The 1,177-nt window shown below is 76.4% G+C and carries 1 protein-coding gene and 1 pseudogene; both read left to right on the top strand.

Annotated elements, in window-relative coordinates; all coding sequences use genetic code 11:
• Positions 1-254 (top strand): annotated as a pseudogene (locus tag BGP03_RS24185) (hypothetical protein); the annotation flags it as partial.
• An 87-nt stretch (positions 255-341) separates the two neighbouring features.
• Positions 342-806, top strand: coding sequence for a hypothetical protein (locus BGP03_RS24180; protein ID WP_296368937.1), 465 nt, complete (start codon positions 342-344; stop codon positions 804-806).
• Positions 807-1,177 lie beyond the last annotated feature (371 nt).

Raw genomic sequence — 1,177 nt, 5'->3', positions numbered from 1 at the left:
TACACCTGTCCACCCCGGGCGCGGCGCGGCTGCTGGTCGTGGTGTCGGACGGCATCTTCAGCCCGGCCCCGCGCCGGGCCGCCCAGACCCGGGTCGACCGGCTCCGCGCCGCCGGGTGCGGGGTCCTATGGCTCGCGCCCCGCGGCCCGGTCACCCCCCTGGACGGGGTCACCGCGATCCCGCTCACCGACCCGACCGTGACCGCCCGGGCGATCGCCCGCGCGGCCACCGCCGCCCTCCGCGCCACCCCCTGAACCCCCTACGCGTGCCGGACCGCCCCTGCCCGGGCGGCCCGGCACCCCGTTACCGACACCCGCCGCCCGACCGCATGGGAGCCTCCGATGATTGCCACCGCCGCAGCAGCCGCCCTCGCCCTCGGCCACCCGACCGCACCGGCCGACCCGGACGGCCACGCCGCCCGCGTGCACCGGCTCCGCGTCGGCATGTGTCGCGACGTGGCCGTCATGCTCGACGTACCCGCCGCCGCCTACGTGGTCGCCACCGACGACCCCGACGACCCCGACGACCCCGACGACCCCGACGACCGTCTACCGGTTCGTCCCCGAACCCGGGCTGGGTGGGATCTACCTGCTGCTCGACGAATGCCCCGCCTGCGCCGCGCCGCGGGTGCCGATGGCGACCGTGTCCGGCCTGGCCGAGCTGGGCGGCTATCTGGCCGCGACCCGACCGCCCCACCTGAGGTGGACGATCCCGACGAGCACGGGGGCCGCCCGGAGCCGCCCGAGGAGTTCTTCGGCGACCCCGCCCACCGCCCGGACTGCGGGTTCCGCCATCCGCTCGGGTAACCACACCCCGTGGGCGCCTCGACATGGCCGGGCCACCCTTGCGGCCCGGCCATGTTCGCTCGGGCGCGGTGGCACCGTCCCGGACTCCTGCGTCGACGACGTGGGCGCGGTCCGCGACGGGGGGAGCCGCACCATGTTGGTCCTGCCTGTGTGGCCACCGCAGGTGCAGGGGCCCGCGACGTGAACAGGCGGGCACCGGACGGGCTGTTCGCCGTCGGTGCCCGCCTGTCGGGTGGTCCTGCGCTTCGTCGTTGCTATGCCTCCGGCCTACTGGAGGCCTCGGGCGCGCTGTCGGTGTGGTTGGGGCCGGTGTCATCGGCGGCGGCCAGCGCGTACCGCTTGGGGTGTTCCTTCGTGCGCACCGCGTAGCC

The sequence above is a fragment of the Pseudonocardia sp. 73-21 genome, assembly GCF_001899645.1.
Classification (GTDB): Bacteria; Actinomycetota; Actinomycetes; order Mycobacteriales; family Pseudonocardiaceae; genus Pseudonocardia.
The sequence above is the reverse complement of the archived record's forward strand: the minus strand, read 5'-3'. Positions and strand labels throughout refer to the sequence as shown.